Raw genomic sequence first — 5522 nt, 5'->3', positions numbered from 1 at the left:
GGCCAGCGCCGTCAGCCCCGCCATCAGTTCGTCGCGGTCCTCGCCCACGACCACCGCGCGGTGGTCGAACACCGACCGGGTGCGGATCAGCGACCAGCCCACCTCGGCAGGTGTGACGTCCGCGTCGGCGGCCACCCGTTCGGCCAAGGCCCGCGCCTGATCCCGTAACGCCTGAGCGCTCCGCGCCGACACCACCCACGGCACCACACCGATGCCGCCCGCGTCCGGTTGTGCGACGGCCCGTTCCGCCTCCTCCGGCGCCTCTTCCAGGATCAGATGGGCGTTGGTGCCGCTGATCCCGAAGGAGGACACCCCCGCGCGGCGTGGACGGTCGTCCGCCGCCCAGGGGACCTGTTCGGTCAGCAGCCGTACGTCACCGGTGGTCCAGTCCACATGCGGGGTCGGCTCGTCGATGTGCAGGGAACGCGGCAGCACCCCGTGCCGCATGGCCATCACCATCTTGATGACACTGGCCACCCCGGCCGCGGCCTGGGTGTGGCCGATGTTGGACTTGATGGAGCCGAGCCACAGGGGCCGATTGTCCGGCCGGTCCTGCCCGTACGTGGCCAGCAGCGCCTGCGCCTCGATCGGATCGCCGAGCGTCGTACCGGTCCCATGCGCCTCCACCGCGTCCACCTCGCGGGGCGAGAGCCGGCCGTTGGCGAGCGCCTGCCTGATGACCCGCTGCTGGGAGGGCCCGTTCGGCGCGGTCAGCCCGTTGCTCGCCCCGTCCTGGTTGACCGCCGAACCACGGATCACCGCCAGCACCCGGTGGTTACGGCGCCGCGCGTCCGACAGCCGCTCCAGCAGCACCAGACCGACACCCTCCGAGAAGCCGGTGCCGTCCGCGGCCGCCGCGAACGCCTTGCACCGCCCGTCCGGCGACAGCGCGCGCTGACGGGAGAACTCGGTGAAGCCGCCCGGCGTCGCCATCACCGTCACCCCGCCGGCCAGGGCGAGACCGCATTCGCCCTGCCGCAGCGCCTGCGCCGCCATGTGCGTCGCCACCAGCGATGACGAACACGCGGTGTCCACCGTCACCGCCGGGCCCTCCAGACCGAAGGAGTACGACACCCGCCCCGACACCACACTGCCGAGGTTTCCGGTGGCGACATACCCCGCCGCGTCACCGGTCGTCTGCCCGATGAGCGAGAGATAGTGGTACGAGTCCACCCCCGCGAACACTCCGGTGTCGCTCCCGCTCAGCGCGTCGCGGCCGAGACCGGCGCGTTCGAACGCTTCCCACGCCGTCTCCAGCAGCAGCCGCTGTTGCGGGTCCATCGCCGCGGCCTCGCGCGGGCTGATCCCGAAGAAGTCGGCGTCGAAGTCGGCCACATCGCGGAGGAAGCCGCCCTCGCGGGCGCTGCTCGTCCCGGCGTGCTCGGGATCGGGGTCGTAGAGGGCGTCCAGATCCCAGCCGCGGTCCTCGGGAAAGGACGAGATGACGTCCGCCCCTTCGCTCACCACCCGCCACAGGTCCTCCGGAGAGGCCACGTCACCGGGGAAGTGGCAGGCCATCCCGATGATGGCGATGGGCTCCCGGGTCCGCTCGCCGGCCTCGCGCAACTGCCGTTTGGCCAGGCGCAGATCGGCCGTCGCCCGCTTCAGATAGCTGCGGAGCTTCTCGTCGTCCGTCATGTCACATCAACCCGATCGTCACGGCCGTCTGGATTCATCGGAGGGCGGGGAAGGTCAGCGGAGGCTGTCGTCGAAGGGGGCGTTCAGTTCGCCGTCGAGTACGTGGAACAGCTCCTCGTCGGTGGCCGATTCCAGATCGTCCCCGGGCGCGTCCAGGGCCTCCCCCACGCCGTCGTCCACCCTGCGCAGCAACTCCCGCAGCCGCCCCGCGATCCGCGTCCGCTGCTCCCGGTCGTCGGCCACCGCGCCCAGGACCGCGCCGATGGCGTCCAGATCGGCGAGGATGGAGCCGGGTCGGGCCGTACGGGCCGGGGCCAGCAGCTCGTCCAGGAGCCGGACGACCGCGGTGGGCGTGGGATGGTCGAAGACCAAAGTGGCGGGCAACCGCAGCCCGGTGGCGGCGCTCAGCCGGTTCCGCAGCTCGACGGCGGTCAGGGAGTCGAAGCCGAGTTCCCGGAAGTTCTGCGCGGGATGGATGGAGTCCGCCCCGTCATGCCCCAGCACGGTCGCGGTATGGCCGCGTACCAGTTTGAGGAGCGCCTGCTGCCGGTCCTCATCGGAGAGCGCCGCGAGCGATCGCGCCGGATCCGTGGCGGGCACCCCGTCGGCACCGGTGGCTTTGGCGGCCGCCTGGGGAGCGCCGCCGCGCACGAGGGTGCGGAAGAGGGCCGGTGGTTCGGCGTCCCGGGCCTGACGGCGCAGGGTGGCCAGATCCAGGCGGATGGGCGCCAGTGTGGGCAGACCGCTGGCGAGGGCGATGTCGAGCAGCGCGAGCCCCTGCTCGGTCTCCAGCCCCAGGATGCCCGCCCGCGCCAGCCGGGCCCGGTCGGCGTCGGTCATGTCCCCGGTCATCCCGGTCGCCTGCTCCCAGTAGCCCCAGGCCAGGGAGGTCGCGGGCAGACCCTGGGCGTGGCGGTGCTGGGCCAGGGCGTCCAGGAAGGCGTTGGCGGCCGCGTAGTTGCCCTGCCCCGCGGCGCCGAGCAGTCCGGCGGCGGCGGAAAACAGCACGAACGCCGAAAGCCCCAGGTCCTGGGTCAGCTCATGCAGATTCCACGCCGCGTCCGCCTTCGCCCGCAGGACGTCGTCGACCTGGCCGGGGGTCAGCGCCTCGACCGTGGCATCGCGCAACAACCCGGCGGCATGGACCACCGCGGTGAGCCGATGGCGCTTCGGAAGGGACTCCAGCAGCGTGGCGAGAGCCGTCCGGTCCGCGGCGTCACACCTGGCGACGGTGACCCGCGCGCCCCGTTCGGTCAGCTCCGCCGCCAGCTCGGGGGCACCCGGCGCGTCCAGCCCCCGGCGGCTGACCAGCAGCAGCCTCCGTACGCCGTGGCGGGCCACCAGATGGCGGGCGGTGGCGGCGCCCAGGGTGCCGGTGCCACCGGTGATCAGGACGGTGCCCTCCGGATCGAGGGCCTGCGGAATCGTCAAGACGATCTTGCCGATGTGGCGTGCCCGGCTGAAATGGCGGAACGCCTCGGGAGCCCGGCGGATGTCCCACACCGTGGTGGGCAGTGGCCGCAGTGTTCCGTCCTCGAACAGCACCGTCAGCTCGGCCAGCATCTGCTGGATACGGTCCGGGCCGGCACCGCTGACGAGGTCGAACGCCCGGTAGACGACCCCGGTGTGCTCGGCGCCGACCCGGGCGGGATCACGGATGTCCGTCCTGCCCATGTCGATGAAGCGACCACCGGGCGCCAGCAGCCGCAGCGACGCGTCCACGAAGTCACCCGCCAGCGAATTGAGCACCACATCGACGGACCCGGCGGCCTCACGGACACGGTCCTCGAAGTCCAGCGTGCGGGAGGAGGCGAGGTGGCGGTCGTCGAAGCCACGGGCCCGCAGCGCGTGCCACTTGCCGGGACTCGCCGTGGCGTACACCTCGGCGCCCCAGTGCCGGGCCAGCTGCACGGCCGCCAGACCGACCCCACCCGTGGCCGCGTGCAGCAGCAGCTTCTCCCCGGAGCGCAGCCCCGCGAGATCGGCCAGCCCGTAGTACGCCGTGAGAAAGGCCGACGGGATGGTCGCCGCCTGCGCGTACGACCAGCCGTCCGGTATCCGCGTGATGAGCCGGCTGTCGGTGACGACCAGCGGCCCGGTGCCGTTGAACAGGCCCATCACCCGGTCACCCACGGCGAACCGTCCGGTACCCGGACCCACCTCGACCACCACGCCCGCGCCGTCGCCACCGAGCGGCCGCGGATCCTCCACCATGCCCAGCGCCACGACGACGTCATGGAAGTTCACCCCGCCCGCGTGCAGCGCCACCCGCACCTCGCCGGGACCCAGCGGGCGCGTGTTGTCGGGGCAGTCGACCAGGGCGAGATGATCCAGGCTGCCGTGCCCGGTGAGCCCCAGCCGCCACGCCCCCGGGCCATCGGGCGGGGCGAGCCGCCTGGCCGCGTCGTCATGGGCGAGCCGGGCCACATACGCCTCGTCGGCGCGCAGAGCGATCTGCGGCTCGCCCGACGCGACCGCGCCGGCCACCGCCCGCGGCGAAGGGTCCGGCTCATCCACATCGAGCAGCAGCAGACGGCCGGGATTCTCCGACTGCGCGCTGCGGACCAGACCCCAGGCGGCGGAAGCGGGCAGGTCATGGATGTCGTCATGGTCGGGGGTGGCGACCGCGCGCCGGGTGACGACGGCCAGCCGGGAGCCGGCCAACTCCGGGGCGGCGAGGAAGTCCTGCAGCAGGGCGAGCACTTCCGTGCCGATGCGATGTGTGTGCTCGGCCGGGTCGGCGCCCGGGGGAGTGGTGACGGTGGCGAACACGACATCGGGCGCCGGTGCGCCATCCGCCGTGGCCGCCCGGACGGCGCCGAGGCCGGGATGACGAACGGCGCCGGGCAGGGCGACGGCCGGCGTTTCCGCGGCGGACCCGAGGACGGCCGTACGGAGCCCCGGGCCACCCTCGGCCTCCCCCTCGGGCAGGGGCATCGGCACCCAGCTGAGCTGGAACAGCGCGTTGCGGCCGACGGAACGGCCCCGGCCCAGCCGTCCGTCCTCCGGCACGGGCCGCAGAACCAGATCGTCCACGGTCACGACCGGTGTCCCGACCGGATCGCAGACCAGCAACGCGAGCCGGTCCGGCGCGGTGGGGGTGATGCGCACCCGCAGGGCGTCGGCGCCGGTGGCGCACAGCCGCAGACCGCTCCACGCGAAGGGCAGGAGGACCCGCTGCGCCTCCTCGGAATCGGGGGCGACGTTCAGGGCGCGGGCGTGCAGGGCGGCGTCGAGCAGGGCCGGGTGGACGCCGTACCGGCCGGCGGAGGCGCGTTCGCCCTCGGGCAGCGCCACCTCGGCGTACAGGTGGTCGTCCAGCCGCCATGCGGCGGTGAGCCCCTGGAACGACGGGCCGTAGGCATAGCCGTGGTCGGCGAGCCGGTCGTAGAAGTCCTGCACGGGCAGCAAGGTGGCTCCCGGCGGCGGCCACACACCGTCGAGCCTGAGGGCGGTGGTGGCGGGCGAGGGGGTGAGAACACCGGTGGCGTGCCGCGTCCACGCCGTGTCACCGCTCTCGGCGGCGGGACGGGAATGGATGGTGACGGAGCGCTCACCGCCGTGGCCGGGGGCACCGACGACGACCTGGACATCGACCGCCTCGCCGCCCGGTACGACCAGGGGCGCGGCCAGAGTCAGCTCGGACACCTGGTCACAGCCGGTCCGGGCGGCGGCGTGCAGGGCGAGTTCGGCGAAGGCGGTCCCGGGCAGCAGCACGGTGTCCCGCACCCGGTGGTCGTTCAGCCAGGGGTGGGTCTGCGGCGACAGCCGCCCGGTCAGCAGATGGGTGCCACCCTCGGCCACTTCCACGGCGGCACCGAGCAGCGGATGCCCGGCGGACACCAGACCCAGCTCCGCCGGATCGCCACTGGGCCCGCTCCGGC

General features: G+C 73.4%; 2 protein-coding genes. Both read right to left on the bottom strand.

All coding sequences use genetic code 11. From position 1 onward, the window contains the following. Nucleotides 1–1638: type I polyketide synthase (locus tag ASC60_RS38320; RefSeq protein WP_199831185.1), on the bottom strand; the 1638-nt coding region annotated here is incomplete at its 3' end. A 54-nt stretch (nt 1639–1692) separates the two neighbouring features. Then, the coding region (locus tag ASC60_RS38315; protein WP_234357338.1) for an SDR family NAD(P)-dependent oxidoreductase at nt 1693–5522 on the bottom strand (3830 nt) is incomplete at its 5' end.

It is taken from the genome of Streptomyces sp. NBRC 110028, assembly GCF_001417735.1.
Lineage (GTDB): Bacteria > Actinomycetota > Actinomycetes > Streptomycetales > Streptomycetaceae > Streptomyces.
This window is presented reverse-complemented; position numbering and strand designations above follow the sequence as displayed.